At 45.1% G+C, this 24,683-nt stretch carries 28 protein-coding genes; 8 read left to right on the top strand and 20 right to left on the bottom strand.

Translation table 11 applies throughout. The annotated features are described in order from the left end of the window. Nucleotides 1-48 precede the first annotated feature (48 nt). The gene (locus KNQ05_RS01940) at nt 49-804 is read left to right on the top strand and encodes a FixH family protein (protein WP_214804335.1); all 756 of its coding nucleotides are present in this window, start codon (nt 49-51) and stop codon (nt 802-804) included. Nucleotides 805-878: 74 nt separating this feature from the next. Here the strand turns inward: KNQ05_RS01940 and ccpA are convergent, their stop codons facing one another. From ccpA to KNQ05_RS01920, 4 genes are all read right to left on the bottom strand, one after another. Then, nucleotides 879-1,889, bottom strand: a complete 1,011-nt coding sequence (gene ccpA, locus KNQ05_RS01935) for a catabolite control protein A (protein WP_088837632.1) — start codon at nt 1,887-1,889, stop codon at nt 879-881. Nucleotides 1,890-2,045: 156 nt separating this feature from the next. Continuing rightward, entirely contained in the window at nt 2,046-3,131 is a 1,086-nt protein-coding gene (locus KNQ05_RS01930; RefSeq protein ID WP_088837633.1) for a bifunctional 3-deoxy-7-phosphoheptulonate synthase/chorismate mutase, read from the bottom strand. A gap of 183 nt (nt 3,132-3,314) precedes the next feature. Then, nucleotides 3,315-3,878: a YtxH domain-containing protein gene (locus KNQ05_RS01925; RefSeq protein ID WP_214804334.1), complete on the bottom strand. Its 564-nt coding sequence runs from the start codon at nt 3,876-3,878 to the stop codon at nt 3,315-3,317. Further along, nucleotides 3,875-4,447 (bottom strand): DUF948 domain-containing protein, encoded by a 573-nt coding sequence (locus KNQ05_RS01920; protein ID WP_029331178.1) that lies wholly within the window; start codon nt 4,445-4,447, stop codon nt 3,875-3,877. The genes KNQ05_RS01925 and KNQ05_RS01920 overlap by 4 nt, the downstream gene beginning before the upstream one ends. Before the next feature lie 140 nt (nt 4,448-4,587). Between KNQ05_RS01920 and KNQ05_RS01915 the strand changes: the two genes are divergently transcribed. Further along, nucleotides 4,588-5,700 carry an aminopeptidase gene (locus KNQ05_RS01915; protein WP_088837635.1) on the top strand — a complete coding sequence of 371 codons (1,113 nt, stop codon included), beginning with the start codon at nt 4,588-4,590 and terminating at the stop codon, nt 5,698-5,700. A 54-nt stretch (nt 5,701-5,754) separates the two neighbouring features. On the opposite strand, the gene KNQ05_RS01910 is transcribed toward KNQ05_RS01915, so the two are convergent. The 7 genes from KNQ05_RS01910 to KNQ05_RS01880 all read right to left on the bottom strand — a co-directional run bounded on the left by KNQ05_RS01910 (nt 5,755) and on the right by KNQ05_RS01880 (nt 11,006). Continuing rightward, a complete protein-coding gene (locus tag KNQ05_RS01910) occupies nt 5,755-6,195 on the bottom strand; it encodes a Dps family protein (protein WP_029331180.1) in 441 nt (146 codons plus the stop codon). A 114-nt stretch (nt 6,196-6,309) separates the two neighbouring features. Beyond that, entirely contained in the window at nt 6,310-6,825 is a 516-nt protein-coding gene (locus tag KNQ05_RS01905) for a DUF5698 domain-containing protein (protein WP_088837636.1), read from the bottom strand. Between the two features lie 166 nt (nt 6,826-6,991). Then, complete coding sequence (gene murC / locus KNQ05_RS01900; protein WP_214766592.1) at nt 6,992-8,287, bottom strand: UDP-N-acetylmuramate--L-alanine ligase; 1,296 nt, start codon at nt 8,285-8,287, stop codon at nt 6,992-6,994. Nucleotides 8,288-8,365: 78 nt separating this feature from the next. After that, on the bottom strand, nt 8,366-9,145 hold the full coding sequence (locus KNQ05_RS01895) for a hypothetical protein (RefSeq protein WP_088837638.1): 780 nt from the start codon (nt 9,143-9,145) through the stop codon (nt 8,366-8,368). Nucleotides 9,146-9,182: 37 nt separating this feature from the next. Beyond that, complete coding sequence (ytpR, locus tag KNQ05_RS01890; RefSeq protein WP_214766594.1) at nt 9,183-9,791, bottom strand: YtpR family tRNA-binding protein; 609 nt, start codon at nt 9,789-9,791, stop codon at nt 9,183-9,185. Between the two features lie 53 nt (nt 9,792-9,844). After that, nucleotides 9,845-10,642, bottom strand: a complete 798-nt coding sequence (locus KNQ05_RS01885) for a DUF1444 domain-containing protein (protein WP_214766596.1) — start codon at nt 10,640-10,642, stop codon at nt 9,845-9,847. A 55-nt stretch (nt 10,643-10,697) separates the two neighbouring features. Next, entirely contained in the window at nt 10,698-11,006 is a 309-nt protein-coding gene (locus KNQ05_RS01880) for a thioredoxin family protein (RefSeq protein ID WP_029331186.1), read from the bottom strand. A gap of 126 nt (nt 11,007-11,132) precedes the next feature. Between KNQ05_RS01880 and KNQ05_RS01875 the strand changes: the two genes are divergently transcribed. Next, entirely contained in the window at nt 11,133-11,423 is a 291-nt protein-coding gene (locus KNQ05_RS01875) for a hypothetical protein (protein ID WP_214766598.1), read from the top strand. Between the two features lie 164 nt (nt 11,424-11,587). Here KNQ05_RS01875 and KNQ05_RS01870 read toward each other — a convergent pair whose 3' ends face one another. After that, on the bottom strand, nt 11,588-12,601 hold the full coding sequence (locus KNQ05_RS01870) for a PTS sugar transporter subunit IIC (protein ID WP_214804333.1): 1,014 nt from the start codon (nt 12,599-12,601) through the stop codon (nt 11,588-11,590). 147 nt (nt 12,602-12,748) lie between these two features. Further along, the gene (locus KNQ05_RS01865) at nt 12,749-13,819 is read right to left on the bottom strand and encodes a M42 family metallopeptidase (RefSeq protein ID WP_088837642.1); all 1,071 of its coding nucleotides are present in this window, start codon (nt 13,817-13,819) and stop codon (nt 12,749-12,751) included. 123 nt (nt 13,820-13,942) lie between these two features. Between KNQ05_RS01865 and KNQ05_RS01860 the strand changes: the two genes are divergently transcribed. Together KNQ05_RS01860 and KNQ05_RS01855 are read left to right on the top strand one after the other, a co-directional pair. After that, a complete protein-coding gene (locus KNQ05_RS01860) occupies nt 13,943-14,245 on the top strand; it encodes a PepSY domain-containing protein (protein ID WP_029331190.1) in 303 nt (100 codons plus the stop codon). Nucleotides 14,246-14,302: 57 nt separating this feature from the next. Then, nucleotides 14,303-14,659, top strand: coding sequence for a DUF1304 domain-containing protein (locus KNQ05_RS01855; RefSeq protein ID WP_214768764.1), 357 nt, complete (start codon nt 14,303-14,305; stop codon nt 14,657-14,659). Between the two features lie 71 nt (nt 14,660-14,730). Here the strand turns inward: KNQ05_RS01855 and KNQ05_RS01850 are convergent, their stop codons facing one another. Together KNQ05_RS01850 and trmB are read right to left on the bottom strand one after the other, a co-directional pair. Continuing rightward, nucleotides 14,731-15,246 (bottom strand): hypothetical protein, encoded by a 516-nt coding sequence (locus KNQ05_RS01850; RefSeq protein WP_029331192.1) that lies wholly within the window; start codon nt 15,244-15,246, stop codon nt 14,731-14,733. A gap of 116 nt (nt 15,247-15,362) precedes the next feature. After that, on the bottom strand, nt 15,363-16,004 hold the full coding sequence (gene trmB, locus KNQ05_RS01845) for a tRNA (guanosine(46)-N7)-methyltransferase TrmB (RefSeq protein WP_088837643.1): 642 nt from the start codon (nt 16,002-16,004) through the stop codon (nt 15,363-15,365). A gap of 175 nt (nt 16,005-16,179) precedes the next feature. Between trmB and cydS the strand changes: the two genes are divergently transcribed. The 3 genes from cydS (at nt 16,180) to budA (ending at nt 18,869) form a co-directional block, all read left to right on the top strand. Next, nucleotides 16,180-16,281, top strand: coding sequence for a cytochrome bd oxidase small subunit CydS family protein (gene cydS, locus KNQ05_RS15800; protein WP_371816015.1), 102 nt, complete (start codon nt 16,180-16,182; stop codon nt 16,279-16,281). A 164-nt stretch (nt 16,282-16,445) separates the two neighbouring features. Then, the gene (gene alsS / locus KNQ05_RS01840; protein ID WP_214767953.1) at nt 16,446-18,140 is read left to right on the top strand and encodes an acetolactate synthase AlsS; all 1,695 of its coding nucleotides are present in this window, start codon (nt 16,446-16,448) and stop codon (nt 18,138-18,140) included. A 15-nt stretch (nt 18,141-18,155) separates the two neighbouring features. Beyond that, nucleotides 18,156-18,869 carry an acetolactate decarboxylase gene (gene budA, locus KNQ05_RS01835; protein WP_029331195.1) on the top strand — a complete coding sequence of 238 codons (714 nt, stop codon included), beginning with the start codon at nt 18,156-18,158 and terminating at the stop codon, nt 18,867-18,869. Between the two features lie 204 nt (nt 18,870-19,073). On the opposite strand, the gene KNQ05_RS01830 is transcribed toward budA, so the two are convergent. The 5 genes from KNQ05_RS01830 to KNQ05_RS01810 are packed head-to-tail and all read right to left on the bottom strand — an operon-like array spanning nt 19,074 to nt 24,675. After that, nucleotides 19,074-19,874: a phosphotransferase gene (locus KNQ05_RS01830; RefSeq protein ID WP_214805046.1), complete on the bottom strand. Its 801-nt coding sequence runs from the start codon at nt 19,872-19,874 to the stop codon at nt 19,074-19,076. Nucleotides 19,875-19,925: 51 nt separating this feature from the next. Further along, nucleotides 19,926-22,094 (bottom strand): type I pullulanase, encoded by a 2,169-nt coding sequence (gene pulA / locus KNQ05_RS01825; RefSeq protein ID WP_251132452.1) that lies wholly within the window; start codon nt 22,092-22,094, stop codon nt 19,926-19,928. Between the two features lie 38 nt (nt 22,095-22,132). Next, nucleotides 22,133-22,999, bottom strand: a complete 867-nt coding sequence (locus tag KNQ05_RS01820) for a hypothetical protein (RefSeq protein WP_214804332.1) — start codon at nt 22,997-22,999, stop codon at nt 22,133-22,135. Between the two features lie 9 nt (nt 23,000-23,008). Next, a complete protein-coding gene (gene thpR / locus KNQ05_RS01815; protein ID WP_214767957.1) occupies nt 23,009-23,524 on the bottom strand; it encodes an RNA 2',3'-cyclic phosphodiesterase in 516 nt (171 codons plus the stop codon). A gap of 5 nt (nt 23,525-23,529) precedes the next feature. Further along, on the bottom strand, nt 23,530-24,675 hold the full coding sequence (locus tag KNQ05_RS01810) for an MFS transporter (protein WP_214767959.1): 1,146 nt from the start codon (nt 24,673-24,675) through the stop codon (nt 23,530-23,532). Nucleotides 24,676-24,683: the final 8 nt, after the last annotated feature.

Below are 24,683 nucleotides of genomic sequence, written 5' to 3'. Positions count from 1 at the left end.
TAAGGTTTCAATACTTTACATAGTAAATGAATAATTGGGGGACTGAACATGAAGAAAATGATGGGGATGAGTGTTGCCGTACTTGCAACTGGTCTATTTCTTGCAGGATGCAACAATAGCGAAGAAAAAGCGATGGACCACGACGCGATGCAAGGTAGTGGGAAACCGGCAGTCGACGTCAAAGTAGAGGTTCCAGCAAAAACGATGGCTGATGAAAAGGTCATATTTAAAGCAACTGCTGTCGAAGATAAAAAAGCAGTCAATGTAGAAGATGTGACGTTCGAGATTTGGAAAGCAGATGAAAAAGATACTGCTCATAAAAAAATTAAAGCTTCTTTGAAAAAAACGGGTTCTTACCAAGCAGAAGCAACACTCGCTGAAGGTGAATACGAAGGACTCTATCATATCAATGATAAAAAGGGTCTACATCACATGGATAAAATTTCTTTTACTGTAATGGATCATTCGCATGAAGAAGCTTCACACGACGATGCCGATCATGATCATGCTTCGAGCGAAAATCTTGCCGTTCACTATATGGGGGCAACGAAAGTCACGGCAGGTGCGACGCTCCCCGTTTCGTTTCATATTTTTGAAAAGGGTGAAGTCTTAAAAGCAGATGTCCAAGTCGAAGTCATCGAAGAAGGTGTCGAAAAACATACGTACATTCCACTAACGTTGAAAGACGATATGTACGTCGGTCAAGTTAAATTAGCACAAGCCGGTCAAACGACGGTCCGGCTTCATGTTGAAAATGATCAGTTGCATCACCATCAAGATCAACTTATTACCGTGACACCTTAAATAATTTAGAACAAAACAAAAATCGTCTTTTTTCCTAGACTCGACTAGGAAAGAGGACGATTTTTGTTTGAACATCATGAACGTGTAGAGTCCCGGTGCTCAATCCGGTGCGGTAACGTTACATCATTTGTTTCAATTTCTTCTTGATTCAAGATTTTAGTCAACAGACGCATCGAAACTGCTCCGATATCATACATCGGTTGCACGACAGTCGTCAGCTTCGGACGAATCATCGTCGCGAGACGTGTATTATCGTGTCCGATGACTTCGAAGTCTTCAGGAACACGGTGACCTGCGTCCTGTAAGGCATGAATGACACCGAGAGCCATTTCATCCGTCCCAGCGAAGATTGCACGTGGGCACTCCTCACCGAGTTCAAGCAGTTGGTTCATTGCCTTCATTCCTGAATCATACGTGTAGTTTCCTAAAACGACATTTTGTTCGTCAAACGGAAGATTGGCTTCTTCCAGGGCATTACGGTACCCGGCAAATTTCTTCTCACCGTTAATCTGTTGCTCGAGTGGACCCGTGATGAACCCGATCCGTTTATGTCCATGATCGATCAATGATTTGACGGCGTCATATGCCGCACTCTCGTAATCGATGTTGACAGCAGGAAGATCATAGTCTTGATTGAGCGTCGCTGCTAATACGATCGGCACAGGGGATGTTTTGAATTCGCGGACTAAATCTTCATGAAGGCGTCCACCCATGAAAATGATGCCATCGACTTGTTTTCCGAGCAACGTATTCAAGAGATGGATTTCTTTTTCACGATTTTGATCGGAATTACATAAAATGATGTTGTATTTGTACATCGTCGCGACATCTTCAATCCCACGTGCTAAATCGGCAAAGAAAATATTTGAGATATCCGGTACGATGACTCCGACCGTTGTCGTTTTTTTACTTGCGAGTCCACGTGCGACGGCATTTGGGCGATACCCGAGTTGATCGATTGCATCCTGGACTTTCTTGCGCGTGGATGGCTTGACGTTCGGATTTCCGTTAACTACCCGGGAGACAGTCGCCATCGAAACAGCGGCTTCGCGTGCTACATCATAAATTGTAATATTACTGTTCAAAGCAAATTCCTCCTTATTTAAACAATCATTTCGTTTTCATTCTCATTTTCATTTTTAGACAACACGAAAGGAAGACAGGAAAAGATATCTTTCTTTTCCCATTCTTCCTTCATTGTAAAACGTTTTCATTCGCTATAGGTTACCCTTTTTACAAAATCATTGAACGTTTAGTGCCGGAAAAGTTGACGTTAAGTTTTCGACGAACGCATCGAATTCTTTAAAATCAAGTTGTTGGTTCGCATCAGACAGTGCCAATGCGGGGAATGGATGCACTTCGACCATGACGGCATCCGCCCCAACAGCATATGCAGCTTTCGCCGTCGGTAAAAGAATATCTTTTCGTCCTGTCGAGTGTGTGACATCGACCATGACAGGAAGATGCGTTTCTTGCTTCAGGATAGGAACGGCAGAAATATCAAGTGTATTCCGTGTCGCGCGTTCGTAAGTACGAATACCGCGCTCGCATAGGATGACTTGATCGTTCCCGCTCGCCATGATGTATTCAGCTGCGTACATGAATTCTTCGAGTGTTGCTGAAAGACCACGTTTTAAAAGAACGGGTTTGTTCGTACGCCCGACTTCCTTTAACAAATCGAAGTTTTGCATGTTACGTGCACCGACTTGAATGATATCAACATATGGTAAAGCAGATTCAACGGCACTCGGTGTCATAATTTCGGTAATGACATGTAAGTTATGCGCATCTGCTGCTTTTTTTAACATCTTCAATCCTTCTAAACCGAGCCCTTGGAAATCGTAAGGCGATGTCCGTGGTTTGTATGCCCCGCCACGCATGAAGCGAACACCATGCTTTGCAAGCTGTGCGGCTACTTCAAAAACTTGTTCCTCACTTTCAACGGCACAAGGTCCAGCAATCAGTTGTTGGGATCCGTCACCGATGACATCATCTCCAACACGGATAATCGTATTCGTTGGTTTTTGTTTACGTGACACGAGCAATTTACGTGTCCGGTCTTCCCCTTGTAGTTCAAGTGACGCTTTAAAAATCTCTTTGAACATATGCTGAAGGCGCCCATTTTCAAAAGGACCATGATTATTTTCGGCTATCGACTCAAGCATCTGACGTTCACGTACCGGGTCGTAACGGTCAAGCCCTTGCGCACGTTTTACTTTACCGATTTCGACGGCGATTTCGCCCCGCTTGTTGATTAATTCTAGTAAATCAGCGTTTACTAAATCAAGTTCATCGCGTAAACGCTTTAGTTCTGCTTGTTGATCCATCTGTCTACCACTCCCTAATCAGCATATAGCTCGTAATAGCAACTAATTATAGCCGACTTCATGCCGATTGTACATGATAGAACTACTCGAACCCATTCTTTTTTTGATGTGCTCTTATCAAATCAAATTATACAAAAAAATAAAACGTATTAGCTACTAAAAGCAGCTAATACGTTCAGTAAATTACTTCTTCGGCTTTTTCTCGTTTGCCATGTCTGCTTGCGGATCGTTTTCCTCAGCCTCATCTTCTTGATCTTCTTCTAAACCTTCACGCAGTTCTGAAAGATCAGCGACAGTCTCTGTATCGAGTTGTTCCGCAACAGCTGCACCGTTCACTTCCTCACCGATTTCACGTTCGATGTCTCGTACGAGTTGTTCTGCTTCTGCGAGTGCTGCGTCAATGCTTGCCTGGTCTTTTTCAAAACCAGCGTATTGTGCCGCTTCTTGAACAGTTGAATTTTTTTTCGCTTTTTCGATGACCGGTGCTGCTTTATCTTTTGCCAGTTGAATCCATTCGCCGACGAGCGGCTCCGCTTTTTCACGGACCACTTGCGTCTGTTCATTCAAGCGTTGACGTGCAGGAGCTGTACGCTCATCGAGCATGCCACGCATCTCGCTTCCTGACTTCGGACTTGAAAGTAACGCAGCGACTGCACCAATCAATCCTCCAACGATGATGCCTGCTAAGAAGCCGCCACCTTTTGAAGTATTTTGGTCCTGGGCTTGGTATGGGTGTTGTTTTGTCATGATTTACGATCTCCCTTCAATTCATCTGGAATACTTTCAACATCCGGCACTGACACGACTTCCGGTGTCACCGGTGTATCTGCCTGTTTACGGAAACGGCGGCGTTGTTTTTTCTCCACCGTTGTCGTAGCCGTACTAGAAGATGAAACAGGTTGACCTGATTCCGGTTTATTCTTTTTAAAGAGTTCAACAGCGACTGAACCCCAACGAACCGCTTGAGCAATCTGTTCTTTGTTCGTATCTGCTGCCCCTGCTACTGTATCAGAAACAGTTCGAACAGAATCCGTCACTTTGTTTAGCGATGTGCCTAACTCTTCAATCGAATTCGCAACCGGCGCAAGGAGCTCTGTTTTTTCTTCGATTGTATCGACAAGACGATTCGTTTTATGTAGCAACGCCGTCGTCTCCATCATAATTCCGTCCAGCTGGCGTTCAAGTCCTGCTGTCGTGTCTGCGACATTGTTTAGTGTCTTGCTTGCTGCACCAAGTACGCGCGCAAGGAAGATAACAAGCACTACGAATGCGATCGCAGCGACTAGTCCGGCGATACCGCCTAATGTGATTTCCATGATTCATGCCTCCAATTTCTTTTGCTAGTGTCTTGTTGGTAGTTCGACGTATCTCGAGTCGTTCCTGCTACTCCAATTGGTTTATTTCCGTTACAATGATAGATGAAACCTACATACGCAAATTAGAGGGGGAACTATTCATGCGCGATCCACGTCTTACACAACTTGCAACGAACTTAATTAATTATTCTGTTGCACTCGCTCCTGGTGAAAAAGTTTTAATTGAAAATTTCGGAATTGAGCGCGAATTAGTCGAAGCACTCGTTGATGCTGCATATGAAGCAGGCGGACTTCCATTCGTCCTGTTGAAAGATAATCGTATTCTACGAAAATTATACCGAAATGCATCAGAAGAGCAACTTCAATTGATGGCTGACATCGAGCAAAAGCAGATGCAAGCGATGGACGCTTATATCGGCTTACGTGCCGGGGATAACATCAATGAATTATCTGACGTGCCATCGGACAAAATGAAGTTATACGGACAAACATTAGGGAAAATGCATACCCAAGATCGTGTTAAAGGAACGAAATGGGTCGTCCTCCGTTTCCCGACAGCTTCGATGGCTCAACTTGCCAACCAATCGACAGAAGCGTTTGAAGACTTCTACTTTGATGTCTGTACGCTGGATTACGAGAAAATGGGCAAGGCGATGGAACCACTCGTCGAGCTGATGAACAAGACCGATCGTGTCCGCCTCGTCGGGGACGGGACAGATTTAACGTTCTCGATTAAAGACATCGCCGCAATCAAGTGTGCCGGTAATGCCAACATTCCGGACGGTGAAGTCTTTACGGCCCCTGTCAAAGATTCCGTCAACGGCGTCATTTCCTATAATACACCGTCACCTTATCAAGGATTTACGTTCGAAAACGTAAAATTGACGTTCGAAAACGGAAAAATTGTTGAAGCAACGGCGAACGATACGGAGCGCATCAATCAAGTGTTTGATACAGATGCCGGCGCCCGTTTCGTCGGTGAGTTTGCGATTGGTGTCAATCCATTCATCCAACATCCGATGAAAGATATTTTATTTGACGAAAAAATTGATGGCAGTTTCCACTTTACGCCGGGTCAAGCTTACGCTGAAGCCTATAACGGAAACGATTCTTCGGTCCATTGGGACTTGGTCAACATTCAACGCCCGGATTATGGCGGCGGTGAAATTTGGTTTGACGATGTCTTGATTCGTAAAGATGGACGATTCGTCCTTCCTGAACTCGACGTCTTGAACCCGGAAAATCTAAAATAAGTAGAAAACGGATGGCCGAATCCTCTAAGGATGCAGTCATCCGTTTTTGTTCACTTATTTTTTTAGTGTCGCACGCAACATCCAAATTTGTTTTTCGATTTCTTTTGCTTGAGCCAGTAAATCATCTTCGACCGTCACGTCTTGCGCCTCTAAATGTTCAATCGCTTCAAGCATTTCTTTACGTACTTGTTGGAAGTCGCTGATGACGGATTCAACCATCTGATCGGCAGATAAGCCAGATTTTGCTTCTTCAAGCGTCGTCTGCTCCAAATATTCTTTCATTGTCGCTGAAGGATTTCCATTGTTCATCAACAGTCGTTCTGCGACAACATCATATTGCTCAGATACCCACGTGTACAATTCCTCTAGTTTAACGTGTAACGTCAAAAATTCTGGTCCTTTAATGTACCAATGATAATTATGGAGTTTTACGAATAAAACACCATAGTTTGCAACTTGTTGGTTTAGTGCTGTTTTTGCGTGATTACTAATCATCTTCGATTACCCCTCTCACGAATTGTAATTTGTTCTATATCATCTTTATCCTTAAATAACATAGAGTAAACATCTTTTTGTGGAGAATCCCGTGATGTTCTTCAAAAGTTTTCATTACTTTTGACGTTTTAACCCCTTCAGCATGTATCCCCCTTTGAAGTCGACCGAATCGAAAGCAACGAGGAATGCTTTTGGCTCATATTCTTCGACTAAACCACGCAATACTTTCATCCGCGTCCGTGCAGCAAGTACATCGAGCCGGTACCGGACACCGTCTCGTCCTTGTCCTTGGTAATGGGTGACACCAAATCCGTTATCGCGGATGACTTGAATCAGTTCAGCCGGAAATTCTTGTGTATGGACTTGAATCATATTGTAGCCAATCGCAAGTTTTCTTTCGACGAAGCCACCAATTAAAATACCGAGCCCGAATCCGAGTGCGTAGACGACCATTCCGAGCGTCGTCAAGTCACGGAACACGACGCCTAAAGCAAAGATATAGATTAACGTTTCGACCGTCCCGAAGACACCGGCGATGACAGTCCGCCCTTTGACGAGCATGATTGTCCGGAGTGTCAGGACAGGCACGTAAATGAGCTGCAATAATAAAATCAAGAAAATTTGTCCCATGTGATTGATTCCTTCCTAAATTAACATACCCCCACTATTCCAAAATTCAATTCAAGATGCAATAAAAAAAATGGTTCGGCGTACGTCATCTTTTCTTAACTTCACGAAACCGACAAAAAAGGCATGGATGCCTGAATGCACCCATGCCTTTTACTGATGAAACATTTTATTTTGTTCCTTCATACTGCTGTTGGTACGTTTGGATATCCCCCGCACCCATGAACAATAGAACAGCATTGTCATGTTTACTTAAAATCGAAACATTATCTCGCGTCAAGATGTCAGAATTCGGAATCTTCTCTTGGAGATCCTCAATCCGAACTTGCCCTTCTTGCTCTCGCGCCGATCCGAAAATCTCACAGAGATACGTAGCGTCCGCTTCCCGAAGCGATGTCGCAAAATCATCCATGAATGACTTTAGGCGTGTGTACGTATGCGGTTGGAAAATCGCGATGACTTCCCGGTCCGGATATTTCTTACGTGCCGATTCAATCGTCGCACTAATTTCTTTCGGATGGTGTGCATAATCATCGACTAAAATCTGTGATCCGAAATCTGATTCACTAAAGCGACGTTTGACTCCTCCGAATGAAGCGAGACGTTCCGCGACATCCTCTTTGTTCAACCCTTCATACTGACAGATTGCGATGACCGATAAAGCATTCAAGACATGATGTTGACCGAATCCCGGAATCAGGAACGTGCCATAAAAATCATCCCGTAAATAGACATCGAATGATGTGCCGTCTGGTGTTGATGCGACATTTTCAGCGCGGAAATCATTGTTCTGTCCAAAACCATAGTAGAGGACAGGCACATTCGCTTGAATGTTTTGAAGATGCTCGTCGTCCCCACAAGCAACGATCGCTTGCTTGACTTGCATCGCCATTTCTTGGAACGCCGAAACGACGTCATCAATGCCTGTAAAATAATCCGAGTGATCAAAATCGATGTTCGTCATGATTGCATAATCTGGCTTGTAGTATAAAAAGTGACGTTTGTATTCACATGCTTCAAACACAAATGCTTTTGCCTCTTCGACACCTGCACCTGTACCGTCACCAATCAGAAATGCGGTTGGCGTGATTCCGCTTAAGACATGTGACAACAGACCTGTCGTCGATGTTTTACCGTGTGACCCTGTGATTGCGACTGAACGATATTCGTCTGCTAGGTGACCTAAAAAATCGTAGTAATGATAAATTGTTAAACCAAGTTCATTTGCCCGCGCGATTTCTGGATGTTCATCACCAAACGCATTTCCTTGAATGATGATTTGATCTTCTTTGATGTTGTCGGCGTTGAACGGGAAAAACGGAATACCTTTCGCCCGTAAAGCGTCCTCAGTAAAGATGTGTTTTTCGATATCAGAACCTTGTACTTGATGGTTCATCTCATGTAATACTTGGGCAAGTGCACTCATTCCAGTCCCTTTAATCCCAACAAAATGATACTTTGTCATATAAAAGCCCTCCAATTCACGTTCCGGTTCGTACCATCGGGCTTGGGTACAAAACCTGTACCATTATAGCAAACCGATTTATTTTTTACCATGTAAATTATTTTGTTCACGTCGTGCACGATACATCGCCATTAAGTCTTTAGTTGTCATCACAACGTTGACAGGCGGTCCAACAGGTTTCTTGACTGCACTTGACTGTACTTGTGTTTTTTCTTCAGCGCGCTTTTCCGTGAAGACATGTTGTTCTTGCACGGTTTCCGTCTCAAGGACATGTTCGACGGTGTTTTCCGAAGAAATCTCATCTCCGTTTTCGACGGGAGGTTGTTCCGTGTCTTCACTTAAAGATGTCACTTCTAATGATTCATCTTGTTGTTTTAGTTCAGTAACCGGTTCTTCTTCAACTGGCTCTTGTTCCGTTAGAGCTGAATCAAAAGATTCTACAGCAAATGCTTCAGTTGATGACTCGATTGATGGGTCAGGGTTGAGTAGTTCAGAATCCGTCACTGGAACAAGACCTGCGTCTACTTCGGTTAAGTCCGTCTGTTCCATCGTCTCGATCCCTGACGCTTCAATTGTTTCATCTGTCATGTTCTCAAGCGCCTCATCGGTTTTTCCCTCTTCTGATTCACTTGAAACGTCCATTTCCGATTCAATCGAAGTTACATCTTCTTGGATCGACCGTTGCTTTTTAGGCCGTTGGAATCCGTAAATAGGCGATGGAACATCCGTCAACACGAAGCGATCTTCTCGCTCTTCTTTTTTCGGTCGTTCGACTGGAGTCGTCTCTTTTTCGCCCGCTAATTCCCGTCGAATCCGTGCCGCTTGTTCCTTCAATGACTGTTCGTAACGATTGCTCATTCCTTCACCCCTCCATCTTGTTAAATAATCGGCCGAATCAACGGCCGATTAAGAATGCCTCTCCAGTATGTGCTGAATCCTCTAATACAAGAATTCCTTTTTCTTGTGGTGCGTCTGGTAATGCGAGTTCACGGGCAGAACACAGCATCCCGCTTGACGGTATACCTCGAAGTGCAGAAGGTCGAATGATTAAACCGGATGGCATGACCGCCCCTGGTTTAGCAACGACAACTTTTTGTCCTTCTGCGACGTTCGGCGCGCCACAAACAATTTGAAGTGTGTCTCCGTCCACCTCGACTTGGCAAATCGATAGTTTATCCGCATCCGGATGTTTTTCACAAGAGCTAACGTATCCAACAACGAATTTTGGTGAGTAATCGATGTCATCGATTACAAGCGCTACGCCGTTGTCCGCTAAAACGCTTTGAATTTTTTTGACGAGTTCGGGTGTCAGTTCAACTGGTCCGACTGCATTCAATTCAAATTGCTGTGACGCTTCAAAAATATTGTATCCAATCACGCGCTCATGATGGAAAATCGTCGCGACAGCACCTGCACGTTCAGCCGTAACTTCCGCTCGTGGTGCATCTGATAAGATGACCATCAAGACGTCTCCGACACCTTCTTTATTATAAAACACATTCATTCAATCCATGACTCCCTTCAGACTTTCTCACAATGCTTATTGTATCAGATTATTCAAGGTTTCGGATGCTTGTTTTTCGCAAGGACGAAGACCGGTTCAAGATTTCCGTCTTCATATAGGAATGGGAGTGCCGTAACCGGTACACGTCCATTTGTGAAGAAGTCAAACATTAGCTGTTGCAAGACATCATAGCCCGCGTCATTTCGGATATCCGCAAAAATTAAGACGTCCTGATGAGGAATCCCAATCGAAAATTCACCTGTCACTTTGTCTGCATAATCTGCTAACAATTGTTTGTTGAGGACGCGGCTAGCCTCATAGCCATCTCCTGTACTCAAGAAATAAAAGACATTTCCTGCGACTTCATCGACCTTGAATGGTGCTTCGAGCGACTTCAAGTTGAAGCGTGCTGCTTCAGACAAGTGTTCAGTCGTCCACCCCGCCTGTTCAACTAAATCTTCATCAATTAGGCGATAGGTCGCTCCTAAGTCAAGAGCGTACATGATTTTTGTTTCACCCGTATGTGGCGTACTGATGATTCGCTTGCCATCTTTCGTTTCGTCAGCGAACGACTTCGCTCGAATGACTGGTAATACTTTTTGTTCATTTCCGACTAATGAGATAGGCTCCGTTTGTTCTAGAACCGCTTTGATGTACTCAATCGTCTCTTCAACAGCAATGACACCTCGCCGCTTTGCCTTTGCGACGAGCGGGTTTAATCCAAGGTCAACGCCCGTCCGGTCTTGTTTTCGTTCAATCCGAAGGACCGATTTTTCACGATCAAAGTACGTCGTATAACGTTCTTCTTCAAATGCTTCCGTCACCATACGGCGAATTTGTTGCAGTTCCATGGGTCATTTCCATCCTTTCTTAATGAAAAAAAGCGAGACAGCGCTCGCTTTCGTGTCAGACTGTTTCTAAAAATTCGGTCACTTGTTCAGGTGTTTTACGTTCTTTTCCGACGTAACGTCCTGTTTCTTCGTTTCCACGATAGGCAACGAAACTAGGAATGCCGAAGATGTCCATTTCCTGGGCAATTTCCATATGTTCATCACGGTCGACGTAATAAAATTCAAACTCACTGAATTTACTTTCGATTTCTGGCATGAACGGATCGAGAAAGCGGCAGTCCGGGCACCAGTTTGCTGAAAAGAGAAAAACAGCATTTCCTTGCTTCGCTGTTTCAAATAGTTGTTGAGAATCAAGTTTTTTCATGGTAGTTCCTCCTTTGATTACTTCTTAATTTCATTGGGTACATCATAGCATATTCGAATGTTTCTGTGCGTTTTCACGCTCTGTTTGCTATACTTCAACTAGAAAACGCCTTGAAAGGAAATCACTATGACGGACCAACCTATTAAACATCCATTCGAACGTTTCGTCGGCTTCGTCGGAATGACGAGTTGCCTTCGCTACGGTTACTCTTTTATCGATTCTGAACGAGGATTACCTGAGATTTTAACATTCTTAGTTATCGGGTTTGCGATTATCCTTGTCCTTGAAGCACTCGGGAAACGTGTCGCCCGAAAGTTACCAGTTTTCCGGATGCGTTACTTGACCCCCCTCTATTTAATTTATCTCTACGTATTTCTGACGAGTTTCTACTCGAGTTCGTTCGGTTTTTCTTTATAATGACAAAAGGGACTGACTTAAAAGCGTGAACGACTCTCAATTAATTAGAAATGGCCGACGATCCCGTGAAAAGTGGGATCATCGGCCTTTTGATTGATGGAGGACGGAAACGTCCGCCACAAGGATTATTTTTTTTGACTTATGAGTCAGCCCTTTTTTTAGATTCAATAGTCGATTTTTAAATCGCCGTCCTTAATACGTCCATACCGGTACAATACCCGATAAATTAGATAACTGATGATTGCCGGAGCGACGAAACATAGGATACCGACAGCAAGATAATATTCTGTCGTGAAGCCCATCGTCTTCAGTACCATCAATGGACCAACTAATCCGCTCGTCCCCATTCCAGAACCCGCCGGATTACTCTCGAGACTGAACAAGACTGTCGCGAATGGTGCCAACAACGCACCGGCAAGCGTCGGGGGAATGATCGTCCACGGATTACGGATGATGTTTCCGACTTGAAGCATCGATGTCCCGACCCCTTGTGCAATCAATCCACCAATCCCGTTATCACGATAACTGATGACACCAAATCCAATCATTTGGGCTGCACAACCGATCGTCGCTGCCCCTGCGGCTAATCCATCCAGTCCTAACATGATGCCTAAAGCAGCACTTGAAATGGGCGCTGTCAATGCGAGTCCCATGACCGTCGCAACAAAAATTCCCATCAGCAGCGGTTCGCGTTCCGTTCCCCAGCGAATGACTTCTCCGAGATCCGTCATCAACGTTCCAATCCATGAACCGATATACTTCCCACTGAAAAAGCCGATCACTAACGTAAGTAAAGGGGTCACGATAATATCGAGACGCGTCGTTTTTGAAAACAGTTTTCCGGACTCCGTCGCAATCAACGCCGCGATATAGCTCCCGGCAGGTCCGCCTGCTTCATAACCGAACGCTCCGACAACGACTGCTGAAAATAAAATCAACGGCGGTGCCTCTAAAGCGAACGCGACAGCAACACCAATCGCTGGTCCTGTCAACGCAATCGCTTGATCCCCAATCGTGACGAGAATCGATGCATCGACTCCACGTGTCATCAAACCGTCGCCAATCGTTTTCAGAATCAATCCCATAATCAACGAGCTAAATAAACCGAGCGCCATATAACTGAGCACTGTAATGAAATAAATCCGAGGGCTTAATGATATTCCTTTATCTTTTAACAAGTCGCCACGTCCTTTTCGTCAAATCAACGTTATTATAACAAATTCCCCATAAAAGAAAACACAAATGTTATTTCATCTGACAAGACATGTGTTTCGCGAAAAAGAAGGTGAATTTGTCCATAGAGACAAATCCACCTTCCGGATTGCTTACTTCACTTGTAGTGTCGCGAGCGTTGTCGCATCCAATTGCGTGACGAGTTTTTTCAACAACTCTTTCGCCGCATCGTAGTCATCCGTATGCATGATTGAAGCATGCGTATGGATATAGCGAGCCGGTAAGCCAACGACCGTCGTCGGAATCCCATTGTTCGAACGATGAATGACACCGCCATCCGTCCCGCCCGCTCCAACATAATACTGATACGGAATCTGATTCGATTCTGCCGTATCAAGTACATAATCCGTCATTTCCTTCGATAGAATCATGACGCTATCCTTGATGCGTAACAAAGGACCTTGACCAAGTTGACCAAACTCCGTTTTATCGCCTGAAGCATCGTTCGCTGGTGAAGCGTCGACAACAAATGCGACATCCGGATCAATCATGTTCGTCGCCGTCTGTGCTCCGCGTAATCCTACTTCTTCTTGGACAGTTGCACCAGAGAATAAGACATTCGGATGATCGGCTGCCTTCGTCTCTTCAAGCAACTCAATCGCCATACCGACCCCGTACCGATTGTCCCAGGCTTTCGCCATGATTTTTTTCGGATTCGCCATCGGTGTGAACGGGAAGAATGGAACAGCCGGAATTCCTGGTCGAACGCCAAACGATTCCGCTTCTTCTTTTGAATCCGCCCCGATATCGATAAACATGTCTTTGATCGCCATTGGTTTATTCCGCACTTCCTCTGTTAAGAGATGTGGCGGTGTCGATGCGATGATTCCCGGAATGATTCCATGATCGCCGCAAATCGAAAAGCGTTGTGCAAGTAGAACTTGACTCCACCAACCACCGAGCGGCTGAATCCGAAGCATCCCGTTCTTCGTGATTTGTGTGACCATGAAGGCAACTTCGTCCATGTGACCTGCGACCATCACTTTCGGACCATCGGCCTGACCCGTCCGTTTACCGAAAATCGATCCGATACCATCTGTAACGATTTCATCCGTCACCGGTGTAATCCGCTCTCGGACGAACTGTCTGACTTCATGCTCAAACCCCGGAGCCCCGTTCAATTCCGTCAATGTTTTAAATAGATCTTTTGTCTTTTCATTCACTATGTATCGCCTCCTATTTTTCTATTATACAAAAAAATGCTTCAATCACTTAAGCTTTTGTTTCTATCTTGACGAATTATTTGGTACAGTAGGTATAGAAACCTGTAAGGAGGGGAAATTTTAATGAAAAAACGCTATTGGATTATCGGTTTGGCAGCAGCTGTCGTTGCAACTTTCGCAGTTAAGAAGGCTGTCGACAACAAACAACTATCTGCCGAGGAAGCTCTCGAAATCACGAAACGCACATTTTCAGCAAAAGGACGTGTCCAAGGTGCATGGATCTCTGCAACACCAGAGGCGTACGCATATGAGTCACGTGACTACCAAAGCTACAAAGGTGGCATCTCGGTCCTTGAAGGTGACGATGAAAAAACGTATCAATTCACAGTTGATGCAGAAACAGGCGCTTTACTCGAATACGCATAATATCGGGACCATACTTCGTCAGTCGAAGTATGGTCTTTTTTTAAGGAGCGAACTTTCATGAACCTACTCGGAACGATTCTTGTTTTACTTGTTGCCCTTGAACATTTCTATATTTTAGCTCTTGAAATGTTTTTCTTATCTTCAAAACCAGCGCTTCGTACGTTTGGACTGACGAAGGAAATCGCAGCAGATCCACGCATCAAAACATTGTTTGCCAATCAAGGATTATACAATGGTTTTCTTGCTGCCGGATTGATTCTCGGTCTTGTCCTTGATTCATCTGTCATTCAACTGTTTTTCTTAAGTTGTGTCATCATCGCCGCCCTGTACGGTGCAGCGACAGCAAATGTCTCGATTCTCTACAAACAAGGACTGCCTGCCATTTTGGCATTTCTCGTCGTATTATTTTTTTAGTTCAAAAAAAAACCCACCTCTTCGGAATCTTACTTCCTCTTAGGCGGGTATTTCGTTTTGTCCGACAACGATTAACGTGGGTTATCGTTACGTTCGTAGATCGGGTTCATGTATTCACTTGTCGAATAAAGACGTGGTACGACGACATAAAGTACAATTGCTGGTACGGCAATCAACAAGATCATCAATAACATCGGTAACCAGTAGACTACTTTCTGCTGTAAGTTGTTCGAGTTTTTGTCGATGTATTCTTTGACGCCATCTACTTTCGCAGCATCTGCGTTCGTCAACATCTCTTTACTCTCCGTGTTATAGAAGTGGATTTCACGTTTGATTGTGATAAAGATGCCATCACGGACTGTCTCGATGACAGCGATTCCGCCGATGATTTCTTCACCTTTTTCACCAGTGAATGTTTTCGGGTCCTCGATTTCTACAGAACCTTTTTTATAATCGTAATGCGAACTCTTTAATTCCTCGTCGAGAGCCTTTTCCATTGCTGACGTATCAATCGCAGCGAATACCGATTGACCGATACTCAGCGCGAGAAAGAGTGCTGTTACGAAGGCTAAGCTTTTTTGCCACATCCCCAAATTCCCCCTTTACCTGTAAGTACAAGTTCTTCAGTCAACAACATTGTACCAATTAATAAGAAAAAAGTGTGAAAGAAATACCAGGAAAATAAGAAAACTTTTTGTCTAAATCATTTTCCGTACGTTGCTTCCATCCGATAAATCGGTTGACCAAGTGCTGAAAAACGTTCTTCGTACTCCGTTCTGACGTTATCTTCCGGCTCATTAACGTGTAAATCAAGCGACATCCAGTCGAATGTCATACCGTAAGCTGACATCGTCATCAGGCTCGATTCAAATAGTTTACGGTTATCCGTCTTAAAGTGAATCTGACCTTGCTCCGGCAAAATGTCTTCGTACGTCGCGAGGAACGTCTTATATGTGAGACGTCGTTTCGCATGACGCGACTTCGGCCAAGGATCAGAGAAGTTTAAGTAGACACGAGTGACTTCTCCCTTTTCAAAGAAGTCACGTAAGTCTTTTGCATCGACCGTCAAGACACGGACGTTAGGTAGTGGCTCTTCGACCAATTTTTGAACGATTGCAACCGCAACACTTTCAAATAATTCAATCGCGATGAAGTTGATATCCGGGTGTTGCTTTGCCATACCCGTGATGAATGCCCCTTTTCCGGAACCTACCTCAATGTATAGTGGATGTTCATTTTTAAATTCTTCTGACCAGTTTCCTTTTAAGGTCGCCGGGTCCGCGATATAGATCGATGCCTGTTCTTTCATATAATCCAGCGCCCAAGGCTTGTGGCGTAAACGCATATTGTTCATCCTTTCAATTCTTAAATTATCCGCAGATAAGTTTATCATGATTTGGGTAATTATATAAGATGTTATTCGTTTAGCAGAGTCGAATGTTCAGCAGATCGTCACTTGAGAATTACTGAGCAATCTACTACACTTACTATACGGACTATCCCTAAAGGAGGTTTTGACATTGGAAAATTTCTTAATCATGTGGGCATCACCGATCGTTCTCGTCATGGGCGTGACTGCTCTTTTCGTTTGGGCGACATTCGGTAAAGTTGACGCTAAATAATCGCGATTCAGTAGGCATCTTGTGTTCTGTCACAAGATGCCTTTTTTACTTTCTAAAGGATTATGGTTGGTTTCTGACTAAAACAGATGTATAATTTCGATGAAACAGTTTTTATATTACAGCTATCAATCGACAAAATACGTTGATAAAGAAGGAGAATTGTAATGAACAAAAACGAAAACAGAGAAAATGAAAATTTAGTACAGAAAAAAACAGGAGCTGATTTGGTCGTTGATACGTTAATCGAGCAAGGGGTCGAATACATCTTCGGAATTCCCGGAGCAAAAATCGATTCTGTTTTCAACGTCTTACAAGATCGTGGTCCTGAATTAATCGTCGCACGTCACGAACAAAATGCCGCTTTCATGGCCCAAGCAATCGGACGTTTGACGGATAAACCAGGGGTCGTCCTCGTTACGTCTGGTCCGGGCGCATCAAATCTCGCAACAGGTCTCGTGACAGCTAACTCGGAAGGCGATCCGGTCGTCGCGATTGCCGGTGCCGTCTCACGTGCCGATCGACTCAAACGGACGCATCAATCGATGGACAACCAAGCACTCTTTACGCCAATCACGAACTTCAGCGCGGAAGTTCAAGATGCGGATAATATCCCAGAAGTCCTCTCGAATGCTTTCCGGACTGCCGAAACGACGTCCGGTGCTGCTTTCGTCAGTATTCCGCAAGATGTCGGTTTGAACGAATCAAACGTCACGTCCTTTAAAGCCGTACCGACACCAAAACTCGGGATTGCTCCAGAAGAATGGGTCGAAGAGACGGCCACACTGATCGAACAAGCGAAACTCCCTGTTCTCCTGCTCGGTATGCGTTCCAGTCAACCGGACGTCGTCAAAGCGATTCGCACTTTATTGAACCGTGTTTCGATTCCCGTCGTCCAAACGTTCCAAGCTGCGGGGACTTTGTCACGTGACTTAGAATCTAATTTTTATGGTCGTGTCGGTCTATTCCGCAACCAACCAGGTGACGCGTTGCTCGCTGAAGCGGATCTCGTCTTATCCATTGGTTATGACCCGATCGGCTACGATCCGAAGTTTTGGAACAAACCAACGAATGAACGGACATTAATTCATATCGACCAAATGCGGGCTGAAATTGATCACTTCTATCGTCCTGATCGCGAGCTTGTAGGTGACGTCGCGAAAACGATTGATGCGTTATCCGATCGTCTGAAGCCACTCGCCTTGTCAACAAGCACGGATACATTCTTGAACGGTCTTCAACAACGGCTCGTCGAGCGGGACGTCCCGCCGGTCGTCGAAGACTCGCTATTGACGCATCCACTTTATTTCATGAAGACATTACGCGAACAGATTGCAGATGACGTTACCGTAACGGTTGATGTCGGTTCACATTATATCTGGATGGCGCGTCACTTCCGTTCATACGAACCACGTCACCTCTTGTTCAGTAACGGGATGCAGACACTTGGTGTTGCATTACCTTGGGCTATCGCAGCGACACTCGTCCGTCCTGGTAAAAAAGCCGTCTCGATTTCAGGTGACGGCGGGTTCCTTTTCTCTGCAATGGAACTTGAGACAGCCGTCCGCTTGAATGCTCCGATCGTCCATTTCGTTTGGCGTGACAGCGGCTTTGATATGGTCGCGTTCCAACAAGAAATGAAATATAAACGGAAATCAGGCACATCATTCGGCGATGTCGATCTTGTGAAGTATGCGGAAAGTTTTGGTGCAAAAGGCTTACGCGTCAATCATCCGTCTGAACTCGTCGCTGTCATGGAAGAAGCTTGGAAAACAGAAGGACCTGTCATCATTGATGTTCCGATCGATTACAGCGATAATGCTGCGCTCGGAAAAGAAGTACACTTGGATCAATTAAACTGATAAGGAGATGAGCAGATGACGAACGATGATACGTTACTTCAAATCTCGACGATGATGGCGTTACTCGACGGCGTCTTCGAAAGCGAGGTCAGTTATGCGTCCGTTCTTGACGGGCGCGACTTCGGCATCGGAACCTTCGACCATCTCGACGGAGAAATGATTGGTTTTGATAATACCTTTTATCAATTGCGTTCTGACGGGAGCGCCCGCCCGCTCGACCCCGAAACGACGACACCGTTTTGTACGTTGACTCGATTTACTCCGACACAGTCGATTCAAATCGATCAAGAAATGACGAAACAAGACTTCGAGCATTGGCTAAGCACGCAACTCGCGACAATCAACAGCTTTTATGCCGTGCGAATCGATGGAGAGTTCACGGAAGTCAAGACACGGACGGTCGCGCGCCAAGAACAACCATTCGTCCCAATCACGGAAGCCGTTGCGACACAAAGTGCACGGACGTTCGAACAGACGGAAGGGACACTTGCCGGCTACTATACACCACGCTTCGGTCATGGGATTGCCGTCGCCGGATACCATCTACACTTCATCGATCAAGCCCGCGAAGGTGGCGGGCACGTCTTCGATTACACGGTCAAGAACGTCACCGTCTCATTCGAAGAAAAACCACGCCTTGATTTACGTCTACCGACGACAGCTGCTTACCGAGAAGCAGATCTTGAAAGTCATGACATCGAACAAGAAATAAAAATAGCAGAAGGTTAATGTTCAGGCTGTAGACAAAGTTCTATCAGGAGATAAAGTGTCACGTTTCGTTGCTTTCCTCGGGCGAGGCAAGACAGGGCAATGCGAATTGTTTGCATCTCGATATAGCATGTCCACTCTTTATAAGAGTTTGTCTACAATCTGTGGTTAATTTTTTCGCTTCAACTAAAACCGCCAAAGCGCTTATTGCACTTTGGCGGTTTTTTAGTTATTTTCATTTTCGAGCAACTGCGCGAGAAAAACATAACTTTCTGGCGCATCTGGATGTTGTGCATCTTCATACCAGTAAATCGACAAAATCGCTTGCGCCACCACGTACCAATGCATGCGCTGTTTTAATTCAAGGGTCAACGGATGACCGTAACTCGCAAACCATTCCGGCCAGTATTCCTCGTCAACATAACTATAGAGCATCATCCCTAAATCATAGGCACGATCGGCGATGATCGCATCATCCCAATCATTTAGATAGAGATGACCATCCGCCCCCGTCAACCAATTGTTGTGATTTAAATCTGAATGACAAACGACTTGCTCATCCGTTCGGACAAGCGCTAAATGCGTCTCTAAATAACCAATCGCCTGTTCAATCAAGTTTGCTTCACGTAGCTCTGCCGGTTGAAAATAGAGCCGGCATTGACGCAATAGCTCGTCTGGTTCAATCGGTCGTTGATCAAGTTGTTGTAACATGAACAACAACTCTTTTGAATCATGTATTTTCCCTAGTAATCGGGCCACCTCTGGACGCTCCATCATTTCCGGTTCGAGCTCGTTTCCTTCAATGAATTGTTGCGCACTGATGACATCCCCACTGTAAATTCGTTTAGTCCAAAGCAACTTCGGAACGATTCCATCCGCCGATAAAATGGCTAAGAACGGAGAAGAGTTCCGCTTCAAAAATAATTTTGACTGTCCAGTCGAAGCGACGTACGCTTCACCTGTAATGCCGCCTGCTGGCGTAAGCGTCCAGCCTTCGCCAAGCGCATCTAAAATATCTAATTCCATCATAATCCGCTCAACTTTTTAATAGATTTGCCATAAGGCACAATGAATATCTTAACATGTCGCAATCGTCGTTGACAACGGAAGCACTTTAATCTTGGCGACGCCTTTTTCGATTGGGGTGACGGATGCTTCATCACCTTGAACATGAAGATTCCACATCGGGTGATCGAGCGCAATCTCGATTGTTTCATCCGTCACATTATGCACGACGAGTGTTCGTTGCCAGGCATCATAAGAGTGAATCGCATCCACTTCGTAAGCGATGACACCCGGTCGCATCGGTAAAAAATGAAGCGATTCTTGAATCTGATTCGCCCAGTGCAAGCGGAAACCACCGTGCATCCGTCTAATCTGTAAGATATTTTTAATATAGTCGACCATCTCAAAATGACGATCCCGCAATGTCCAATCCAATCGATTAATGGCATCGGGTGCATTATAACTGTTTTCGACACCTTGTTTCGTCCGACCAAATTCTTGCCCGGCATGAAGAAATGGAATTCCCTCTGCTAAAATCACAATCGTTTGTGCAAGACGACTCATTCGTAGAAGTTGGTTTTCATCGAGATCCGGTCTAGCAAGGCTCAATTTATCAAACAGCGTATGATTGTCATGTGCTTCGACGTAGTTAATCGAGTAGGTCGGCTCTGGGAAACGACCGTACGTTTGATTCTCAAGCGTCACACTTCCGGCTATTCCGTTTCGAACCTCTCCTTCTTTCCAAAGATCGCCCGACACAAATCCACGGTCATGTTCATTAAACGTTGATCCCTTCAGTGCATCCCGAAAGACATCATTAAAATGACCAATCCCAGGCATCCGTGCAGCAGAGGAGCTAATCGCTTTTCGCCGTGCGGCTAACGGTGTCGCAAGATCCCATCCTTCCCCGTAGATGAGGATTGTCGGATCAATCGCATCAAGCGCCGTCCGAAGGCTGTTCATCGTCTCCACGTCGTGAATTCCCATCAAATCAAATCGGAAGGCATCAATTTGGAGTACCTCCGCGAAATAGGTCACGCAGTCAACAATCAATCGTTTCATCATAAAACGTTCTGATGCTGTATCATTTCCGACGCCCGTTCCATTCGCCAGCGTCCCGTCGAGTTCATAACGGAAGTAGTAACCAGGAACAAGATGTTCGAGTGCAGCCTGCTCACGAATATAGACATGATTCATGACGACATCAAACGTGACCCGGATACCGGCAGCATGCAGCTGATCAATCATCTCGACGTACTCGAAAATCCGCGTCCGCGGATTTGTCGCATCACTCGCATAGCTACCCGCCAGTGCGAACCAGTTTACGGGGTCGTATCCCCAATTGTATGGTGAACGTGTAATTTCATCCGTCGAACCGAACAAATGTACCGGTAGAAGTTGAACGTGTGTTACGCCCAAGTCAAGCAAATAATCGAGTCCCGTCTTCTTCCCAGCCGGAGAACGCGTCCCCCGCTCGGACACACCCAGGTATTGTCCCGGGTGCGTCGATCCTGATGTCGCATCAATCGTGAAGTCCCGGATATGCGCTTCATAAATTACTGTATCCGTCGGTTTCACAAGAATCGGACGTTTTTTCCGCTTCGGAAATCGCTGCCTGATTTCTTGATCGACATCTGACAGGACGCCGAACCGTCCGTTCGCCGTCACTGCTTTTGCATATGGATCGACGACTTCGGTCGTCCCTAAGTACGTCGTCACGCGATAACGGTATCGGGCGTGTTCATATTCGCGAGCTAACGTAATTTGGTAAACACCACGATCGCCCCGTTTCATCTCGCTCGTTTTCAGAACTGTTTCTGTTGTATCGTAGATGACACACTCGATACGTTCCGCAATCGGTGACCAGACAAAAAGCGATAACATCCCATCATCTATCATGACGCCAAGCGGTCCTTCGTAACTATATTTACGATCGAACAACGATGTTTGAACAACACGCCCCGGAAAGATTCGAATCCGTCCCTGTGTCGCACTCACTAATTCATACACACTCCCTAACTCAATCGCTCCCTCTACTTCCAAAATGAGACGTGCGACTCCTCCGTCTTGTTGTTGCGAAATGACAGCATAATCGATGATTGCCTGATTTGAAACTAACTGCACGTCTTCTTTAGTGAATGACTGTTTCGATTCGACCAAAATCGATTGAAACGTCAAAAATTCCGCTGAAATTAATTGTGGGTGCATCAGCGCTAGTTCGCTACTTTTCATTTTCGTCATATGTGCGCGACAACATCAAAATTTTTGCCGCTCCCTCCTCACGTCTGAATCCGTTCATTCTCTTGATCATTGACCGCCATTTGAAATGTGATCGATGACGTTTCTTTTAGTATCTTTTCACAAACTCGCATTTGAAAAGCTTTTGTATAGGGGGCGGATGTATTCATTTTGTGTAACCAGTGTGCAAAATCGACTTTACTTACATAAGTAGTTTTCGACTCTTTCGGCAGTTGATCAAAATAACCTTTCGACGCAATGACGACTCGTTCGATTGGTAGTTCAAGTTCACTTCCTAAAACAAGCCGTAAAATATCTTCTGTCCGTTTCAAACTGATCAACGGATTCAGAATGTTTTTCGTCGGTGCCTTAAACGGCTGCTCACGCCATAATTTCTCTCGTTTAATATGATAGATGCTCTCTTCTCCATCCAACCAATCGAGTAAATAAATCGCGGATGGGCCGACGGCAAAGGAACTTAACTCGACTTCTCCTTGTTGATAATGAATGACAGCACGATAAAACAAACCGTATTGATCATTTAACAGATGGACCATCTGATAAAAGTCGAGGTGTCGCCGAAGCGGCAATTTCCATATCTCATCTTCAGTTGCCCCGCCCGCTACATAGAGCAACTTTTGAATCTCGACTCGTTTTTTATACCATTTATCAAACGCTGGCTTTGAGATCTGTTTCCCTGGTAACTGGACGACGACAGGAGATTTGAAAAATTGCCACCATTTCTTAGGACGGACGATCGTCTCGCCCGGAAACAATTCTCCAGCTTCCCACTTATGGAATAGATTCTCGTAGTCTAACTGCCGTTGCTCTTTGTAGCGTTTTGAGACTTCGAGCGGGTTCTTCTCATACTTACTCTCTAAATCATATAACTTCATCAATAACGCCATGAGATCACCTCACTGTTCTTTCCCGCATCTAGCTAAGGTATTGATTCGATATCTCGGACGATCAGCTGGATGGATTTCATATAAAATAAGTTCCGTGACATTAATTTTCGCTTGTAGCGTCATGTCTGGCAATGGTTCTTCACAGTCTACATTCCAGCGTTTCGCAAGTGTGATATGAGGAACGAATGGTTTATGTCGTTCCGGAGCCAGTTGATTCGCGAGTCGTAATAAAGAAGTCGTCTCTTCCACCCCCGCAGCGAAAACACGTGGACGGTCCTCATTACCGAACGTAACGAGATGATTGATTATCAAAGTGAACGGCTGAACAGTAGCTGCAATTTCTTTAAGACGACATTGCCATTCATTCAATTCGCGCTCCGTCAATCCACCTAAGAAATGTAATGTCAGATGAAAGTCTTCCTGGCCGTAGACCTGTTGATAGTAATGACCAAGATTAACCGCTTCAGATAACTGCTTCAACTCGAGGAGCGGTACAGGAATCGCGATAAAATAATGTCGGTCCAATTTAATCACTCCTTGATCCTTCCACTTATCAGATAGAGCACTGCCCCAAGCAAGCTACTACTTGTATATACCCAAAAGACACTATAAATTGTCCATTGTTCGAGGACAACGCCACTCATCAAATTGAAAATCGCGGTCGCAAGTCCCGTCGTAGTAGCCATATATGTACTGACAGCCGTAGCTACCATTGATGATGGGACAAGCGAACGCACATAGTCCAGCGCAACGGGAATCAGTAATCCAACAATCATCCCTTGTAGTGCCGCAAGGATCCATAACGAGAAGACCGGTGGTTCTAAAGCAAGCAATCCCGTTCGAACAGCAGATAAAATTGAGACAAACGTGAGGACAGGAATCGCGCCAAATCGCATTAAGACACGTGTCGCAATTCGCATGAACGGAATTTCGCAGAGGACAGCTACAAAAAATAAGGTCCCGACGAGTGCCGTCGATTCGCCTCGAATCGTAACATAACTTCCGAAATAATAGTTGTTCGCAAAAATCGGACCAAAGACGAGACTTCCACCTGCTAAAAATAACAGGAAGCGCTTATTTGAAAATAGTCGTGAAACGGGCATCCGTTCACTGACCGTCAACTGGACTGGAGCTGCTTCGATACCAATCAATACTAAGAACGCTAAAATCAGCGCTGCTCCACTTGCATAAAAAATCGCTCCGAGCGTCCCCCCTTCTGTCACCTGCCCAAGTACGAAGACAGCAAGCGCAAAACCAGCTGAACCGAATAAACGAAGTGCGCCATAATCGACTGATTTCCGCTTCGAAAATTCAATGGCGAGTGTATCGACTAACGGAATATGTGCACATTGGAATAAGGCCCATAAACATGCAATCAATAAGAGCAGGATGTAGACCGATGTCAGTAAATAACTGACAGTAAATCCTGCTGCTGCGAGGAGCGCAACGAGCAACAGACGTTTCGGTCGACCAAAACGATCAGCCGCGAGTCCCCATAGTGGTTGCAACAAAATCGATAAAATCGGACCGATCGCAACAATCGTCCCGATTTCTGAACCAGATAACTGAAACGCATCATTCGAAAAATAAAGCGTTAAGTACGGAATGAGTGCACCTTGCCCGAAGAAGATAAAAAAGTAGAGTGACTGAAAGTGATATTTTTGACGATTAATCACGCGGTGTA

Source organism: Exiguobacterium sp. s125, from assembly GCF_018618605.1.
GTDB lineage: Bacteria > Bacillota > Bacilli > Exiguobacteriales > Exiguobacteriaceae > Exiguobacterium_A > Exiguobacterium_A oxidotolerans.
Note: the sequence above shows the minus strand (reverse complement) of the source record. Positions and strands in the feature narration are given on the sequence as shown.